General features: G+C 64.2%; 11 protein-coding genes. 9 read left to right on the plus strand and 2 right to left on the minus strand.

Going from position 1 to position 16,409, the window contains the following annotated elements; translation table 11 throughout:
* The first annotated feature begins 245 nt into the window (after positions 1 to 245).
* Positions 246 to 3,305, plus strand: coding sequence for an NHL domain-containing protein (locus tag PSQ40_RS06400; RefSeq protein WP_273949804.1), 3,060 nt, complete (start codon positions 246 to 248; stop codon positions 3,303 to 3,305).
* A 95-nt stretch (positions 3,306 to 3,400) separates the two neighbouring features.
* On the opposite strand, the gene PSQ40_RS06405 is transcribed toward PSQ40_RS06400, so the two are convergent.
* Entirely contained in the window at positions 3,401 to 4,072 is a 672-nt protein-coding gene (locus PSQ40_RS06405) for a formylglycine-generating enzyme family protein (RefSeq protein WP_273949807.1), read from the minus strand.
* Between the two features lie 533 nt (positions 4,073 to 4,605).
* Here PSQ40_RS06405 and PSQ40_RS06410 point away from each other — a divergent pair.
* Positions 4,606 to 6,276 carry a flavin-containing monooxygenase gene (locus tag PSQ40_RS06410; protein WP_273949809.1) on the plus strand — a complete coding sequence of 557 codons (1,671 nt, stop codon included), beginning with the start codon at positions 4,606 to 4,608 and terminating at the stop codon, positions 6,274 to 6,276.
* 104 nt (positions 6,277 to 6,380) lie between these two features.
* Here the strand turns inward: PSQ40_RS06410 and PSQ40_RS06415 are convergent, their stop codons facing one another.
* Complete coding sequence (locus tag PSQ40_RS06415) at positions 6,381 to 6,926, minus strand: nuclear transport factor 2 family protein (protein ID WP_273949811.1); 546 nt, start codon at positions 6,924 to 6,926, stop codon at positions 6,381 to 6,383.
* Between the two features lie 80 nt (positions 6,927 to 7,006).
* Here PSQ40_RS06415 and PSQ40_RS06420 point away from each other — a divergent pair, with 80 nt between their 5' ends.
* The 7 genes from PSQ40_RS06420 (at position 7,007) to PSQ40_RS06450 (ending at position 16,343) form a co-directional block, all read left to right on the plus strand.
* Positions 7,007 to 7,765 (plus strand): SDR family NAD(P)-dependent oxidoreductase, encoded by a 759-nt coding sequence (locus tag PSQ40_RS06420; RefSeq protein ID WP_273949812.1) that lies wholly within the window; start codon positions 7,007 to 7,009, stop codon positions 7,763 to 7,765.
* A 37-nt stretch (positions 7,766 to 7,802) separates the two neighbouring features.
* On the plus strand, positions 7,803 to 9,893 hold the full coding sequence (locus tag PSQ40_RS06425; RefSeq protein ID WP_273949814.1) for an acetate--CoA ligase family protein: 2,091 nt from the start codon (positions 7,803 to 7,805) through the stop codon (positions 9,891 to 9,893).
* Positions 9,894 to 9,908: 15 nt separating this feature from the next.
* Complete coding sequence (locus tag PSQ40_RS06430; RefSeq protein ID WP_273949816.1) at positions 9,909 to 10,682, plus strand: enoyl-CoA hydratase/isomerase family protein; 774 nt, start codon at positions 9,909 to 9,911, stop codon at positions 10,680 to 10,682.
* Between the two features lie 48 nt (positions 10,683 to 10,730).
* Positions 10,731 to 11,402: a TetR/AcrR family transcriptional regulator gene (locus PSQ40_RS06435; RefSeq protein WP_273949817.1), complete on the plus strand. Its 672-nt coding sequence runs from the start codon at positions 10,731 to 10,733 to the stop codon at positions 11,400 to 11,402.
* A 72-nt stretch (positions 11,403 to 11,474) separates the two neighbouring features.
* Entirely contained in the window at positions 11,475 to 12,257 is a 783-nt protein-coding gene (locus PSQ40_RS06440) for an SDR family NAD(P)-dependent oxidoreductase (RefSeq protein ID WP_273949819.1), read from the plus strand.
* 63 nt (positions 12,258 to 12,320) lie between these two features.
* Entirely contained in the window at positions 12,321 to 13,967 is a 1,647-nt protein-coding gene (locus tag PSQ40_RS06445) for a 3-(methylthio)propionyl-CoA ligase (RefSeq protein ID WP_273949820.1), read from the plus strand.
* A 36-nt stretch (positions 13,968 to 14,003) separates the two neighbouring features.
* Positions 14,004 to 16,343: an acyl-CoA dehydrogenase gene (locus PSQ40_RS06450; RefSeq protein ID WP_273949822.1), complete on the plus strand. Its 2,340-nt coding sequence runs from the start codon at positions 14,004 to 14,006 to the stop codon at positions 16,341 to 16,343.
* Positions 16,344 to 16,409 lie beyond the last annotated feature (66 nt).

Raw genomic sequence — 16,409 nt, forward strand, 5'->3', positions numbered from 1 at the left:
GGGGGCACCCGCGCCCGTGAGTGCATCCCGTCGCGGGGCTTACAGGGCACTACACTTGCTGCCTTGCCGTAACGTCAACAGCGCTTAGGTTTACAAACCTGGGCCATTGACGCACCTCTGCTGCCGGGGCGACTCGCTTTGGCCTTTCGACTTCTTGCCCCGACTTGTCCATGGACTTTCAGCACGCCTTATCCCTTAACCCTTTGGTTCCTGCCACGCGATTCAAGTTGCGGCTGTGGCGCGCTTTGAACGCTTGCTTTTTGCTGTGGCTGTTGGCTTGTGTGACCCCATTGGCCTGGGCCGACACCCTCCTCACCTATGCGGGCAGTCTCATTCCCAATGGCCTGGCCACCAACATCGGGGCCGGCGCCAGCGGCATGGCCGTGGACGCGGCGGGCTTGCTCTACGTGACCGATATCAGCAACCACACCGTTCGAAGGATCGACCCCGCAACGGGGCAAAGCACCGTGATCGCCGGTGCCGGGCGCAGTGGTTTCTCGGGGGATGGCGGGGCTGCCACCGATGCCATGCTCAATGCGCCCAGGGGGGTGGCAGTCGACAGCGCCGGCAATGTCTACATTGCGGACACTGGCAACCACCGCATTCGCAAGATCAACACCAGTGGGGTGATCTCTACCTTCGCAGGCACGGGCGCGACTACTTTCGCGGGCGATGGCAATGCCGCGACGGCGGCCAACTTCAGCGGTCCCCAAGGTGTGGCGGTCGACGGTGCGGGCAACGTGTTCATCGCCGACACCGGCAACCACCGCGTTCGCCAAGTCAGCGTGGGCGGCACCGTCACCACCGTGGCGGGGATTGGCCAATCCGGTTACCTGGGAGACGACGTGGCGGCCACCACCACCAGCCTCAGCAGTCCCCGTGGCGTGGTGCTGGATGGGACGGGTGCCTTCTACATCGTTGACGCCAGCAACCAGCGCATTCGCAAAGTCAGCACCGCAGGGATCATCACCACGGTGGCGGGCACTGGGACGGCCGGCTTTACTGGCGACGGCGGTGCGGCCACCAGTGCCAGCCTGCGCGCGCCAGCGGGCCTGGCCCTGGATGGCAGTGGCAATCTTTACATTTCCGACAGCAGCAACCACCGCATTCGCAAGGTCAGTGCCGGCGTGATCACAACCCTGGCAGGCACGGGGACCTTTGGTTTCGGCGGCGATGGCGGGGCGCCCGCCAGTGCCCAGATCAATTCTCCGCAGGGGGTGGCCGTGGACAGCACGGGGACCGTGTATGTGGCAGACACCAACAATGTCCGGGTGCGAAAAATCAGCGGGGGCCTGATCTCCACACTGGCTGGCACCGGAAGCAACTCTTTTGGCGGTGACGGCAGCGATGCCTTGAGCGCGCAGTTCAGCACCATTCAGGGGGTGGCACGCGACAGCGCCGGCAATGTCTACATCTCGGACTCTGGCAGCCACCGGATTCGCAAGATCAGTCCCACCGGCCTGGCGTCCACCCTGGCGGGCACCGGTGTGGGAAATTACAGCGGTGACAACGGCCCGGCCAGCAGTGCCCAGTTGAAGAGCCCGCAGGGCATCGCCCTGGATTCAGCTGGCAATCTGTACGTCGCCGACAGCAGCAACCACCGCATCCGCAAAATTGACACGTCGGGAACCATCACCACCGTGGCAGGCAGCGGTTCATCTGGGTTTTCCGGGGATGGGGGGCCTGCAAACAGCGCCCAGTTGGATACCCCCTATGGTGTTTTGGTCGACAGCCAGGGCAACATCTTCATCGTGGACTCAGGCAACAATCGGATTCGCCAAGTGGACACCGCTGGCACCATCACGACCTTGGCGGGCAGCGGTGGGACGGGCCTCGTCAATGGTGCTGCCGCCAGTGCCAAGTTCACCCTCCCCATAGGCCTGTCCATCGACAGTGCGGGCAGCCTGTACGTGGCCGACTTCGGCAACAACGTGATCCGCAAGGTGGCGGCTGGCATGGTCAGCACGGTGGTGGGCACGGGTTCCAACGGCTTCAGCGGCGACGGTGACGCGGCCACCAGCGCCAAGCTGAACTTTCCGCGCGGCACGGTCGTGGACGCTGCAAACAACCTTTACATTGCAGACACCGGCAACCACCGGATTCGCAAGGTCGACAGCAACGGCGTGATCACCACCGTGGCGGGTTCCGGTACGCCGGGCTTCAGTGGCGACGGTGGCGCGCCCACCAGTGCCCAGCTCAGTTCTCCGTTCGGGCTGAGCCTCTTCGGTTCGATGGGCCTGTTGATCGTGGACAACGGCAATCGGCGGGTGCGCCTGCTGGCCTTTGCCGACCCACCTGGCGCACCGACCTCGGTGACGGCCACGGCGGGCAACGCCAGCGCCACGGTGTCGTTTGCCGCGCCGGCTGCCGACGGGGGCTCGGCCATCACCGGCTACACCGTGGTGTCCAGCCCGGCGGGCGGCACCGACAGCAATGCCGGCTCCACGGGCTTGAGCCATGCCATCACTGGCCTCACCAACGGCGTGAGCTACACCTTCACGGTCGTGGCCAGCAACCTGGCCGGGTCGGGGCCGGCGTCGTCGCCGTCGAACAGCGTGGTGCCGGGGGCGGCCCATGGGGCCTGCGGCGCAGCAGCCAATGTCAGCAGCCTGTTCATGCCCAGCAGCAACCTGTGCTCGGCGGGCAGTGCCAGCGCCGTGAGCAACAGCTCGCCCTGGCGCTGGAACTGCGTCGGCAGCAACGGCGGCAGCACCGCCATGTGCTCGGCGCCGGTGGGGCAAACGGTCTCTGGCACGGGCGCGTCGCGGGTCAGCGTCGCGGGCAGCAACTGGGTGGTGGACCAGGTGGGCACCACCAATGGCCAGCCCAACACCGCCGGGGCCATCCGCGTGACGGGGGACGCCAAATCCCCGCCCGACCCGGCCCCCGCGGGCTATGTGTTCGCCCACGGCCTGTACGACTTCACGCTGACGGGCGGCACCGGGCCGGCCACCGTGGTCATCAACTACCCCACCGCCTTACCGGCCGGAACGGTGTACTGGAAGTACGGCAAGACCTCGCCCGCCGGGGCCGCGCGTTGGTACATCTTCCCGGGCGCTGTCATCAGCGAAGATCGCCTGTCCATCACCCTGACCCTCAGCGACGGGGCGCTGGGCGACGACGATGGCACGGTCAACGGCGTGATCACCGATCCGGGCGGCCCGGGCGTGCCCCTCAATGCCGCCACCGCGGTGCCCGCCTTGTCGCCGTGGGCCCTGGCGACCCTGGGCCTTTTGTTGATGCTGATGACCTGCGGCCTGCGTGGCGCTGGTGTGAGCCGCAGCGCTGACGTGGCTGGGCGCTGATCACGCCTGCCGTGATGGCCAGTCCAGCAGCGCACCTGTCTGCGCCTGCCGCAGCCCGCCCCAACCCGCGGGGCCTGGTGCCAGGCCCCGCGGGCTCAAAGGTCGTAGGCGCAGCGCAGGCCGATGTAGACCACGTAGAAGTCAGCGGGCTTCCATTGCAGCGCCGTTGACTGCATTTGGGCAGGGCCGTACCACCAGGACCCTCCCGCGGTCAGCGCGGTGTTGCCGTCCCGGTCGGCGAGCCACTCCCACGCATTCGCGCCCATGTCGTACAGGCCATTCACCCCGCGGCGTGTGGCGCCGACCGGCGCCAGGTTTGGCCAGGGATCGGCGCCGTTGGTGTTGGCGCCACTGGGGCTGTCGCCGGTGGGGTAGGGGTAGGTTCGACCAAGCACATAACCCGCTTGGCCAAGCTGTTCCGTGTAGGCGGCGCGGGTCCACTCGGTCCGTGTCGGCAGCCGTCCCCCGGCCCACCGGCAGAAGTCCTGGGCCTCGTGCCAGCTGACGTGCACCGCCGGGAGGTCCGAACTGGCACCCGGCACCCCAAACGGTTGCCGAAAGTGCCAGTCCTTTCTGCGCTGCCACCCGCCATCCCATTCGTGGCCGCCGCCATTCGTCTCGGCGGCGGTCAGTCGGCCCGTGGCCCGGGTGAACTCGGCAAAGCGCGCGATGCTGACCTCGTGGCGGTCGATCGCAAAGCCGTCGAGTCGCACTTTGTCATGGGCCAGGGCGGGCACCACCGTCAGGGCCCATGCCAGGCCAGCCATCAAAGATCGGTTCGCTGCAGTTCTCATGCTCAAGCACGCTTCGTTGTGAGGGGCAGGGTCATTGCACATCGGCCGGGCTCGGACCCCGTGAGCACGCTCGGCCAGTCACATCAACATTTTGTTGAAAAGGGCAAAGCCCTGTGGGGGCGGGCAATTAGAGCCGTTGACGCGACCCAGCCCATCGAGGATTGGCGCTTGAGCCGAGGCACCACGCCGCAGCCAGTGCAGGCGGTACGACAAGTCGAAGCAACGAGGTCCCATGGTGGGTGTCAGCGGTTCTGATGGAGCTTCGTGTGGTGGACCCGGTTCAAGGAGTGATGTCGGCAGACGACCGTCTTGACTGTCACCTTGACGTCACTGGAGATTCGATGTCTGTCGTGATACTCCGCCCAGGCACGCCTGCCGTGGATGACGAACGCTGGGGTTGTTACTGATGTTTTTTACTTGCCGGTCGGCAGGTAAAATGGCATCATAGGAAGCAACACAGGAGGCCAATCAGGGCCTCATGGCATTTGTAAAACAGGAGACACACCATGACTGCAGGCACCACTGCCGCCCCTTCGTCCCAGACAACCCAGGTTCAACAGCGCGATGTACTGATCGTCGGCGGCGGATTCGGCGGGATGTATGCCGTGTACAAATTCAACAGCATGGGGATGCGCTTGCAGGCGTTTGAGTCGGGGGGCGATCTGGGGGGCGTCTGGTACTGGAACCGTTACCCAGGGGCTCGGGTGGATTTGCCCAGCATTGACTACAGTTTCTCCTTCTCGCGCGAGATTGAGCAAGAGTGGACCTGGTCTGAGCAGTATGCGGGTCAGCCCGAACTGCTGAAGTACATCGACTTTGTGGCTACCCGCCTGGACCTGCGCCGTCATTACCAGTTCAACACCCGTGTGAACAGTGCGGTGTGGGATGAGGCTCGCCAAGTTTGGACGCTGAAAACGGCCCGTGGTGAGGTGTTCGAGGCCCCGTTCTGCATCATGGCCACGGGGCCGCTGTCGGTGCCCAAAAAGCCGGAGTTTGATGGCCTGGAGAACTTCAAGGGCCGCGTTTTGCATGCCGCCCGCTGGCCCCATGAGCCGGTTGACTTTTCGGGCAAGCGGGTGGGGATTGTGGGCACCGGCTCCACGGGGATCCAGATCGTGCAGGAGGTCGGTCGACAGGCCGGTGAGACTTTTGTGTTCCAGCGCACGCCGAGTTTCACGATGCCGATGCGAAACGTACCGCTTGACGCCGAGTACGTGGCTGAAGTGAAGCGCCATTACGCCGGTATCCGTGAAGTGGCCCGCAACAGTGCCATTGGCGGCTCGCGACCCACCTCCACGCGGGCCTTCTTCACGGCGACGCCAGCCCAGCGCCAGTCGCTGCTTGAGGACTCCTGGAAGCAAGGGGGGCTCGCCATGTTGGGAACCTTTGGCGACTTGATGACCAACGAAGAAGCCAATGAGCATGTGGCCAATTTCGTGCGCAAGAAGATCGGTGAGGTGGTGACGGACCCCGTGACGGCTGACAAGCTCACCCCGCGCGGCTACCCCATCTTTGCGCGACGTCCGTGCTTGGACACGGGCTACTACGAAACCTTCAATTTGCCGACCGTTCACCTGATGGATTGTCTGACCGACCCGATTGTGGAGGCCACCGAGAAGGGCATCCGCACCACCTCGGGAGAGACCGAACTCGACTACATCATCCTGGCCACGGGCTACGATGGCCTGACGGGCGCCCTGTTGTCGTTCGAGGTTCGTGGGCGTGAAGGCCGCACGGTGCAGGACAAGTGGAAGGACGGCCCGCGTTCGCACCTCGGGATCATGATGGAAGGCTTTCCCAACCTGTTCATGACCACGGGTCCCAATGGCCCGGCCGCGCTGGCCAACATCATTCGCATCAGCGAGAACGATGTCGACTGGATTGCCGACGCCATCACTCACCTGCGCCAGAACCGGCTGGGCAGCATCGAGCCGACTTTGAAGTCCGAGAACGCCTGGATGGAGCTTGTCTACAACCTGGCTCGTCACTCGTTGCTCAACAAGGCCAAGACCTGGTACGTGGGCGCCAACGTTGAAGGTAAGCCCAAGGGGTTGAGCCAGTTTGTGGGCGGCTTTCTGAAGTACCGCGAGCATTGTGCGGCGGCAGCACAGAACGGCTACCAAGGGCATCGACTGGAACCGGCCGCACAGGCAGCGCTTGCGGCGTTGGCCGCGTGAGCAGAGGGGCCCCGATGGGCCCCTTTTTTTGGGCGTGCAGCGCTCAGTGCTTTCCGCCTGGAGTGGTTCAAGACCACCCACCCCGCGGGGGTGGGCTGGCACGCTCACCGTGGCAGTGAGTTCAGCAAGGCGTAGATCGGATCGCTGCCGCAGAGCGAGCCGAGCGGTTGACGCACCGCGCCAAAGTGCTCCGCCTCTGTGACCTCAGTCGTCCCCAGATCACGCAGCCAGTCATAGACCACGGTGCGCGCTGCAATGCGCCACTCCTGCCCTCGCTTTTCAAAGCGGTCCACGTAGCGGCCAGCAATGAAGATCTCCCGCGGCACACCTTGTGCATCGCGATCGCGCTGCAAGGCCAGGAAGTAAGTCTCCACGCCCGCCTGCTGTCCCGCCAAGGTGATCGACATGTTCGTGATGTTGTGGATGGAGCGCAGGCTGTCGCGGGCCAATTTCTGCAAAGCCCAATCAATGAAGCCGGTCGCGCTGCCCTGGTAGGGGCCATGGCGGTCGGTGGCATCGGGCCAGTAGGCGCTTCGCAAGGCCTGCTCGTCCTGTCGATCGATCCCTCGACAGTAGCGATTCATGCACTCGCGAATGGCTTCGCGATCCATCAGTTCGGTCAATTGCTGCTTGAACTCTTCAGATTGCATAGGGTATCTCCTTAGGAGTCATGACTATACATTTTTACTTACCGGCCGGTAGAATTATTTTCATGAATGGAGACAACATCATGGACAGTCGTTTGAAAGGCAAAGTCGCTTTGGTGACCGGTGGGGCGCAGGGCATAGGTCGTGCAATTTGTGAGCGGCTGGCCGCCGACGGTGCCACCGTGGGGGTGCTGGACATCAAGGCCGACAACGCCAAAGCGGCCGCCGAAGCGCTGTGCGCGCAAGGTGGGCAGGCCCATGCCTACGCCGGGGATGTGGCGCAACGCAGCACGTTTGAGGCTGCTGTGGCCGATTTGGAGCAACGCTATGGGCGTTTTGACATCCTGGTCAACAACGCCATCTGGGTGCGCTACAGCGCCATTTCCGGCATCACGCCTGAGATGCTGGCGCGCATGACGGGGACGGGCTTCCACTCGGTGGTCTGGGGCATCCAGGTCGGAGCCGAAGCCATGGCCCGCTCGGGGGGCGGCAGCATCATCAACATCGCCTCGGCGGCCAGTTTCCTGGGCTTGCCCTCCGGCATGGTGTATTGCGGTGTCAAGGCCGGTGTGCTGGGCCTGACCCGATCGGCTGCCGTCGATCTGGGTCCTCAGGGCATCCGGGTGAACGCGATTTGCCCGGGCTCGGTCCTCACCGAAGGGGTGCGCATCAATGTCAATCCCGACATGGAAGCCAAGCGCATCGCCCGCACGCCACTGGGTCGCATGGGCCAGGTCACCGACATCGCCTCCGTGGCCAGCTTTCTGGCGTCTGAAGACAGCGGTTTCATGACCGGCGAGTCCCTGTTGGTTGATGGTGGCGTGACCCACGCGCTGCTCTGATCAACCTGATTTTTTTGCAACCGTAGCACTGCCTGACATGCACTCACTCGAGCCTCTTTTCTTCCCGGCGTCTGTGGCCCTGATTGGCGCCTCCTCCGATCCGGAGCGCATCGGAGGACGCCCTTTGCGCTTCATGCTGGAAGCGGGCTTCCAAGGTCGCCTCTACCCTGTCAACCGCAGTGGTGCGCAGGAGATTCAGGGCATCAAGGCCTACGCCAGTGTGCTTGACATCCCCGACGCCGTGGAGCACGCCATCATCGCCGTGCCAGTCCCGGGCGTCGAGGCGGCCTTGCGGGAGTGTGCGCAAAAAGGGGTTCGGGTCGTGCAGGTCTTCACCGCCGGCTTCGGCGAAATGGGAGCCGAAGGCATGGCGCTGCAGAACCGCTTGGTCGCGATCTGCCAGGAGGCGGGCATGCGCATGGTGGGGCCGAACGCGCTCGGCCTGCTCAACCCTTCGACCCGCTTCTTTGCGACGTTCTCTACCGCCCTCAATGGTCTGCAGCCTCGCAGTGGCGTCATTGGTCTCGCGACCCAAAGCGGTGCCTTTGGCTCGGCTACCTATGGCATGGCGACGCTGCGGGGCATTGGCCTGTCTCGGGTGATCGCCACCGGCAACGAGGCGGATGTCGATGTGGCGGAATGCATCGACTACCTGGCACAAGATCCCGAGACGCGGGTCATCTGCGCGGCGCTCGAAGCCTGCAAGGATGGCCATCGCTTGCGCAGTGCCTTGAAGAAGGCGGCCGCCGCTGGCAAACCGGTGGTTCTCATGAAGATCGGCAGCACCGATGTGGGCGCTGCCGCTGCCGCCACCCACACGGGTTCCCTGGCCGGCAATGATGCGGTGTACGACGCTGTTTTCGCCGAGTGCGGGGCCCACCGGGCGGCCTCGCTCGAGGAGATGCTGGACATCGCTCAACTCTGTGCGGTGTTGGGCCATCTGCCGCCCAATGAGCAGATCGGCATCATGACGGGCTCCGGGGGCATCGGCATCTTGATGGCGGACAATGCCACCGAGTCGGCGCTCAGCCTGCCACCGCTTGATGCCGGTACGCAGGCGTCTTTGCGCGAGTTGCTGCCGTACGCGGTACCCGCCAACCCATTTGACACCACCGCTCAGGTCACCGCGGTGCCTGATGGCATCGCCCGCACCATCGAGCTGATGCTGTCGCCCGAGGCTCCCTACGGCACCCTGTTTGCCTACCTCGCCCACGTGGGACTCTCGCCGCAGCGATTTCAGGCCACGGAGCAACGCCTGATCGAGATCCGCCGGGCCAATTCCCAGCGTGCTTTGGTGGTGGTGATGCTGTCCGAAGCGGGGGTGACCGAGCGACTGGGGGCCGCGGGGATTCCTGTGTTCGGCGATCCGACCCGTGCCGTCCGTGCGATTGCGGGTGCGGCACGCATGGCCCGCCTGCGTCAGCAGATGCAAGCAGCCGTGGACTCGCCGATCGCGCTTGCCACCGACCCCTTGCCGCGGGTGGAGACCGAAGCACAGGCCAAAGCGCTGCTCAGCCAAGCTGGCATCCCGGTCTTGCCTGAGAAGACTTGCACCAGCGCGGCCGAAGCTGTGGCAGCGGCGCGAGCCATGGGCTTGCCCGTGGTCGCCAAGATTGTTTCTGCCGACATCCCGCACAAAACCGAGGTCGGCGGGGTGATGCTGGGACTGGACAGTGACGAGGCTGTGGCGGCTGCCTACGACACGCTGCTCAGCCGGGCCCGCACCCATGCGCCCGCGGCCCGCCTTGACGGCGTGTTGATCGCCCCGATGGTTCGCGATGGTGTGGAGACCATCATCGGGGTTCACCAGGACCCGGTCTTTGGTCCCATGATGATGTTTGGCCTGGGAGGCACCACCGTCGAGTTGTACCGCGATGTGGCCTTCGCTTCGGCGCCGCTGTCGGACGCCCAGGCGCTGCGCTTGATTGACTCTGTGCGCGCCAGCGCCTTGCTCAAAGGCTGGCGCGGCGCGGCTCCGGGCGATCTGCCGGCCCTGTCGGAGGCCTTGAAGCGCCTGTCTGAGTTTGCTGTTCGCTACGCCGATCAGCTCGCTGGCATTGACATCAATCCCTTCGTGGTTCGGGCCCAGGGTGGTGTGTGTCTTGATGCCCTGATTTCGATTCGCTGAATCTGCGGAGCTGTGATGGACTTCAAACACCTGGAACTGACATTGGATCAGGGCATTGCCGTGGTCACCATGAACCGCCCCCCGGTCAATGCCCAGCATGCGGAACTGCGCTCCGAGCTCATCGAGTGCTTTGACACCCTCAGCGACTGGCCCGATGTGGCCTGCATCGTGATCACTGGGGCAGGCAAAGTGTTCTCCGCCGGAGCCGACATCCGCGAGCGCCCTCAGTTGGGAGAACGACCTGGTGCGTATGGGCGCCACAACCGCCTGACCCGTGAATGTCACTACGCGATGGTGGAGTGTGCCAAGCCCATCATTGCGGCCATCAATGGTCCGGCCCTGGGGGCCGGCTTTGGCTTGGTGATGGGCGCGGACATCTGGGTGGCCAGCGAGGATGCCTATGTCGCGATGCCCGAGATCAACGTGGGGCTGGCCGGGGGTGTGACCTACCTGCAAAAGTATTTCAGTCAGTCGACCGCCCGGCGCATGTTCTACACCGGCATGCCAATGCCGGCCCGTGAGTTGTACCGACTGGGCTTGGTGGAGGCCTGCCTGCCCGCCGAGCAGCTCATGCCCTACGTCATGGACATTGCCCGCGAGATTGCGGCCAAAAGTCCAATCGCCATGCGCCTGGCCAAGGAGGCTGCGCGCTTGACCTTGTCCATGCCAACGCGCGAGGCCTATCGCTATGAGCAAGGCAACACGGTGGCGCTGTCGAAGACGGCGGATGCGCGTGAGGCACAACAGGCCTTTCTGGAAAAGCGTGCGCCGGTCTACCAGGGGCGATGAAGCTTTGGTTGGGCAAACCTGCAACTTGGCATGACGGCGGCAGAGTCCATGACGCGCACCAAACCCGCCAAGTCTGGCGCCGCCCCCGCCGCGACCGCACTCGGCGACTCGCGCGAGGCCCAGTTGCTGTTGATCGCCAGGCGACTGTTTGCCGAACACGGATTTGACCGGACCTCGCTGCGCGACATTGCAGAGGCGGCGCACATCACCAAGGCGGCGCTGTACTACTACTTTCCGAACAAGGACGCCCTGTACGAACGCATCGTGCTCGAATCCGTTGAACTGCTTCACGACAAGGTCGCGGCTGCGGTGTCACAAGCGCAGGGACCGGTCGCCAGGGTGCGGGCGTTCATGGAGACCTCCGCCGAATTCCAGGGCAACGCGCGGGACCGCTGGATCGCCGGCTCGAATGCCTTTTGGCAGGCGGCCCGCGGGGGGCAGCGCATGGCTGCCTTGAAGCTGCGTGACAGCTATGAACAACTGTTGCGCCGCTGTCTGCGGGAAGGCATGGAGGCCGGCTTGATCCGGCCGGTGGATGCCGCCATGGCGGGCCGGTTTTTGCTCTCTGCCCTCAACCAGATGCCACGGTGGCACCGGCCGGATGGGCGACTCGAGACGGCGCAGGTCATGCGCGAATACATGGACATGCTGCTCAACGGATTGCTTGTCGACAAGCAAGTGAGCACTGAGGCCAACAAAGAAAGCCAAAAGTTAGGGTAACCATTCATTGGACCCCGTTTTTTTTGACCTCACAATTTACCTGCCGACCGGTTAATTAAATAAACTAGTGACATGAATCAAATGAATGCCCACCCCCCGATACCTGAGCTCAGCACCCAGGTGGCAGGCCGGCTGGCGGGTCGCCGGATCCTGGTGACTGGCGCGGCCTCCGGCATCGGTCAGGCCATTGCCAGCTTGTTCACCCGGGCGGGTGCCCAGGTCGTGGCCTTGGACCGTGCGCCTGCGCTGGCGCTGCACGGCCACCCCGGCCCGGCGCTTTCGTGCCAGGCTGACATCACCGATGCCTTGGCCGTGCAAGCGGTTGTGCAGCGTGCAAGCGACACCCTGGGCGGGCTCGACGGTGTGGTCAATGCCGCGGGCATCGCCAACACCGACTGGGCAGAGCAGGTCAGTGATGCGGACTGGGCAAGGGTCATTGAGGTCAATTTGACTGGCACTTTCAACGTCTGCCGTGCGGCTTTGCCCGCACTGCGCAAGGCGGGGGGCGGCACCATCGTCAACCTGGCTTCAGGGCAGGGATTGCAGCCGTTCAAGCAACGCAGCGCCTATGCCGCGTCCAAAGCGGGCGTGATTGCCTTCTCAAAATGCATCGCCATGGAATGGGCGCCTCAAGTCCGTGTCAACACGGTCTGCCCTGGTGCCGTGGACACCCCCATGGTGCGGGGCGGCTACAGCGCCGACGCGCTGCAAGCCACGGTCGGCCCCCGCTACGCCCTGCAGCGCATTGGGCAACCCCATGAAATTGCCCTTGCGGCGCTTTACCTCACCAGTGCGGAGTCGTCCTTTGTGACCGGCATCGTGCTCGCCGTCGATGGCGGGCGCAGCTACCACTGAGGTCTGGCGCGCCTCGAACTTCATTCTTCCCCCGTTTTTTAGAAACCGCCAAGGAGCCCGCTGATGCTAGGCCTCATGCAACAACACCAACTTCTGCTGTCCGGCGTGCTCGAGCATGCCGCTGCGTTTCATGGCGACCGCGAGATCGTGTCCCACCTGGTCGATGGAAGCACCCATCGCAGCAACTGGCGCCAAGTCCAGCAGCGAGCCAAACGTCTGGCCAATGCCCTGGGGGCGCTGGGGGTGAAGGCGGGCGATCGGGTGGCCACCCTGGCGTGGAACACGCACCGCCATGTGGAGCTCTACTTCGGTGTTTCGGGCATGCAGGCCGTGCTGCACACGGTCAATCCGCGCTTGTTCCCGGAACAGATCAGCTACATCCTGAACCATGCAGAGGACGGCTACATTTTCTTTGACACCAGCTTTGCGGAGCTGCTGGCGGGCTTGGCGCCGCAGCTTCAGCACGCCAAGGGCTTTGTGGCCTTGTGCCGTCGCGATCAGATGCCGCAGGTGGATTTGCCCAACCTGCTGTGCTACGAGGACCTGATCGAAGCGGCCTCGCCTGATTACACCTGGCCGCGCTTTGACGAGAACACCGCTTCTTCGCTGTGCTACACGTCGGGCACCACGGGCAACCCGAAAGGCGTCCTGTACAGCCACCGCTCCACGATTCTTCATTCGTTCACCGCCTGTGCCACGGACGGACTGGGCCTGTCGGCCCGCGACAGTGTGCTGTTGGTGGTGCCACTGTTCCATGTCAATGCCTGGGGCATTCCGTATGCCGGTGCCATGTGCGGGGCCAAGTTGGTGCTGCCGGGGCCGAATTTGGCGGGCGAGAACATCTACCGCCTGCTGCGTGAGGAGCGCTGCAACTTCTCCCTCGGCGTGCCAACGGTGTGGCTGGGGCTGTTCGATCACATCGAGCGCCACCGTGCTCAACTGGACTTGTCGGAGCTGGCCCTGCAACGCGTGGTGGTGGGCGGATCCGCCTGCCCGCGCGCGATGATCGAGAAGTTTCAAACGCTGCTGGGCACTTTTGTCATCCATGCCTGGGGCATGTCGGAAACCAGCCCCTTGGCCAGCATCGGGACCTTGCTGGCCAAACACCACGACCTGACCTTGCCGCAACGTTTTGACCTGCAGGCCAAACAGGGTCGTGCCATCTATGGCGTCGACCTCGAAATCTTTGGCGAAGACGGTCAGCCCCTGCCACACGATGGCAAGGCCTTTGGCGACCTCAAGGTGCGCGGTCCCTGGGTGGCCAGTGCCTATTACCGGGCCGAAGGGGGCAGCGTGTTGGATGCCGACGGTTGGTTCGCCACGGGCGATGTGGCCACCCTCGACGCCGACGGCTTTGTGCAGATCACCGACCGATCCAAGGACGTCATCAAGTCGGGTGGCGAGTGGATTTCGTCCATCGATCTGGAGAACGCCGCCATGGCCCACCCCGGGGTGCAAGAGGCCGCCGTGATCGGTGTGGCGCACAGCCGATGGCAGGAGCGACCGCTGTTGCTGCTGGTGCCCAAACCGGGGCAGGCCCCCTCTCGCGAGGAAATGCTGGCCTTCATGGAAGGCAAGGTCGCCAAGTGGTGGATGCCTGATGACGTCGTGCTGGTCGAGCAACTGCCCCACACCGCGACCGGCAAGCTGCAAAAGCTCAAGCTGCGCGAGCAATTCAAGGCCCATCGCCTGCCCACCGACCTGGTTTGAGGTCGCCCCCTTTTCAATGATCGTGACGTTTTTCAGATGAGCTCATTCGACGAGACCCAAGGCATGCTGCGCGACAGCGTGCAGGATTTTCACCAACGCCACCCCGCACCTGCCCGGGTGCGACGCCTGCGCGATGGGGCGGTTCCATTCGACCGTGAGGTCTGGCAAGCCATGGCGGAGGCCGGTTGGCACAGTGTGTTGGTCCCGGAGTCTTTGGGGGGGCTTGGGTTGGGGCCTGCCGAGGTTTGCCTGATCGCCTGCGAGCTTGGGCGTGGCCTGGCGCCAGAGCCCTTCGCCGCCAGCAGTGTGCTCGTCGCTCAGGTTCTGGCGGCGCTGGCACCAGTGTCCGACCGTGCACGCGATCTCTTGCAGGCGGTCGGCCAGGGGCATCAGTTGCTGGCACTGGCTTGGCAAGAGCAGGTCAACAACTTCGATTTCGATAGCCTCGAGTTGGAGGCGCTGCCCGTTGGGCCGGGTTGGGTGTTGCAGGGGCCTGACAAGCGTTTCATCCCACTCGCGTCGGCAGCCGATGGCTTTTTGATCCAGGCACGGCTGGCCGGACAAGCTGCGCTGTTCTGGCTCGACGCGGCTTCATGCCGCGAGCGCTTGCACAACGCCCGCACCGTGGATGGTCTGAATTTTGGCGACTTGAAGCTGGCTGGCCTCAGTCTCTCCGCTGACGCGTTGATCGCCGTGGGCGAGCCCGTCCGTCTGGCTTTGACGCAGGGTGTGGAGTTGGCCCGGCTCAGCTCGGCCTTTGAGTTGGTCGGTGTGGCCGAAAGGGCGTTGCACGACACGGTGGCCTACACCTCCCAGCGCATTCAGTTCGGCAAGCCCATCGCGTCATTCCAGGTCTTGCAGCACCGCATGGTGGACATGTGGATTCAGTGCCAGTTGGCGCGTGCCTCGGCGCAATACGCTTTGCTGGACTGGCTCAAACTGGGTGGCCCCGAGGGCTGTGTCCCGTCATTGCGAGCGGCCAGAGCCCGGGCAGCGGGCGCTGCACTGGCGGTGGGCAAGGCCGCCATCCACCTGCACGGCGGCATGGGCATTGCCGATGAAACCGACATCGGCCTGTGCCTGAAGCGGGCGCTCGCGCTGTCCGCGTGGCTGGGCAACCCCTTGTGGCAGCGCGGCGCCTTCCTTCAGGCGCAACGGCAGGCCAGTCGCGAATCGGCTGAAGCGGACCAGGCTCCCCTTGATCTGGTGCCGGGCGCCGACATCGCCGACCTGCCCGACGAGAGCTTCCGCCGAGTGCTGGCGCAATGGATCGCTGCCCACTACCCGCCCGAAAAGCGCTTCATGAAGAAGCGGGCCTACTACGCTGACATCTCGGACTGGTACCAGGCGCTGTCGCGTCAAGGTTGGCTGGCGCCTTCCTGGCCCAAGGAGTTTGGCGGCATGGGCTTGTCACCGACCCAGCAGGTCATCTATGCCGAGGAAATGGCCCGCCATGGCTGCGCCCGCATACCCGACCATGGCCTGGCCTTGGGCAAGCTCTTGATGATGCATGGCACGCCGGAGCAGATTCGCTACCACTTGCCCCGCGTGCTCAGCGGCGAGACCATGTGGTGCCAGGGCTACTCCGAGCCGAATGCCGGTTCCGACCTGGCCAGCTTGCGCACCCGGGCCGACCGCGAGGGTGACCAACTGGTGGTCAACGGCCAAAAGATCTGGACCACCCTGGGTCCGGGGGCGGACTGGATGTTTGCATTGGTGCGCACCAGCAAGGTCGACGGGGCCAAGCAGCGCGGCATCACCTTTTTGCTGATTGACCTGCGCAGCCCCGGTGTGCGCGTGCGACCCATCGTCAACCTCAAGGGGGAAGGGGAGTTCAGCGAGGTGTTCTTTGACAACGTCCGCGTGCCCGTGAGCAATGTGGTCGGTCAGATCGACGATGGCTGGAATGTGGCGAACTCGTTCCTGCGTGAAGAGCGCATCTTCTTCGGCACCCCTCGCCAATGCGAGGGGGCCCTGGCCCAGCTGGATCGGCTCAGCCAAGCCACGCAGGCCCTGGCGCACGCAGACTTCCGCGACCGTTATGCGCAGCTCTTGTTGGATGTGCGTGACCTCAAAGCTGCCTTTGAACTCTACATGGGCCGCCTGCGCAGCGGAGAAGAACTCGGCCCCGACGTGTCCTACCTCAAGGTCTGGGGCACGGAGACCTACCAGCGCATCGCCGATGAACTGGTTCAGCTGGCGGCAGACCATGGCGCCCAGATGGACGACGTGACCATCGGCGGCATCGCCACCGACGTGATGGGCCAATACCTGGACTCGCGCATGCCCGCCATTTTTGGGGGCTCCAACGAGATCCAACGGAACATCCTTGCCAAGCTGATCTTGAACCTGCCCTCTGGGACAGCCAAGTCCTGAGCCGGCAGACGCGTCTGGCGCTGACCTCAATTTCCCTCACCCACCTCAACAATCAAACTGGAGACA

Source organism: Curvibacter cyanobacteriorum (assembly GCF_028649475.1).
Lineage (GTDB): Bacteria > Pseudomonadota > Gammaproteobacteria > Burkholderiales > Burkholderiaceae_C > Curvibacter > Curvibacter cyanobacteriorum.

Excerpts from the sequence above, each read along its gene's own strand:
- PSQ40_RS06405 (WP_273949807.1), bottom strand. The coding sequence starts at position 4,072 with ATGGCTGGCCTGGCATGGGCCCTGACGGTGGTGCCCGCCCTGGCCCAT.
- PSQ40_RS06410 (WP_273949809.1), top strand. The coding sequence starts at position 4,606 with ATGACTGCAGGCACCACTGCCGCCCCTTCGTCCCAGACAACCCAGGTT.
- PSQ40_RS06415 (WP_273949811.1), bottom strand. The coding sequence starts at position 6,926 with ATGCAATCTGAAGAGTTCAAGCAGCAATTGACCGAACTGATGGATCGC.
- PSQ40_RS06420 (WP_273949812.1), top strand. The coding sequence starts at position 7,007 with ATGGACAGTCGTTTGAAAGGCAAAGTCGCTTTGGTGACCGGTGGGGCG.
- PSQ40_RS06425 (WP_273949814.1), top strand. The coding sequence starts at position 7,803 with ATGCACTCACTCGAGCCTCTTTTCTTCCCGGCGTCTGTGGCCCTGATT.
- PSQ40_RS06430 (WP_273949816.1), top strand. The coding sequence starts at position 9,909 with ATGGACTTCAAACACCTGGAACTGACATTGGATCAGGGCATTGCCGTG.
- PSQ40_RS06435 (WP_273949817.1), top strand. The coding sequence starts at position 10,731 with ATGACGCGCACCAAACCCGCCAAGTCTGGCGCCGCCCCCGCCGCGACC.
- PSQ40_RS06440 (WP_273949819.1), top strand. The coding sequence starts at position 11,475 with ATGAATCAAATGAATGCCCACCCCCCGATACCTGAGCTCAGCACCCAG.
- PSQ40_RS06445 (WP_273949820.1), top strand. The coding sequence starts at position 12,321 with ATGCTAGGCCTCATGCAACAACACCAACTTCTGCTGTCCGGCGTGCTC.
- PSQ40_RS06450 (WP_273949822.1), top strand. The coding sequence starts at position 14,004 with ATGAGCTCATTCGACGAGACCCAAGGCATGCTGCGCGACAGCGTGCAG.